Source organism: Bradyrhizobium sp. P2_E8 (genome assembly GCF_056403875.1).
In genome coordinates this window covers 1-509 of sequence record NZ_JBFUES010001937.1, presented here as the reverse complement: position 1 = coordinate 509, position 509 = coordinate 1, and the positions used below count along the sequence as shown (strand labels likewise).

The following is a 509-nucleotide window of genomic DNA, read 5'->3' as shown; positions in this document are numbered from 1 at the left end:
CCTCGCAGGACCCTGTCGCGAAGGCGCTGTGGCAGGCGCAGCGTGAGCGTACGCTGGCCTCGCTCAAGCGCATCCGCGCCGGTCTGCCGCGCCCGCGGCTCGCGCTTCACGATCCCTGGGCGCTGCGAGCGCTGGTCATGGTGATGCTGGTTGCGACCTTCTTCGCCGCCGGCAACGAGCGCGCGATGCGGCTCGGCGCGGCCTTCGACTGGAACGGCGTGCTGGCGCCGACCAATGTTCGCGTCGATGCCTGGGTCACGCCGCCGCTCTACACCGGCAAGCCGCCGGTGATCCTGTCGGCCGCCAACAAGGAGGCCGCGGCGCTGCCCGCCGGCGGCCCGCTCGCCGTTCCCGCCGGCTCGACCCTGATCGTGCGCTCCTCCGGCGGCAGCCTGGATGTCGTCGTCTCCGGCGGCCTCAAGGAGGTCGCCCCCACCGAAGCCACGCCCAAGGGCACCAACGAGAAGCATTTCGCCATCACCGGTGACGGCACCGCGCATGTCCGCGCC

The 509-nt window shown here is 72.5% G+C and carries 1 protein-coding gene; it reads left to right on the top strand.

The window, feature by feature from the left end; all coding sequences use genetic code 11:
- Positions 1-509, top strand: a 509-nt coding sequence (locus AC1D00_RS44800) for a DUF4175 family protein (RefSeq protein WP_477015173.1), incomplete at both ends; no start/stop codon positions are given.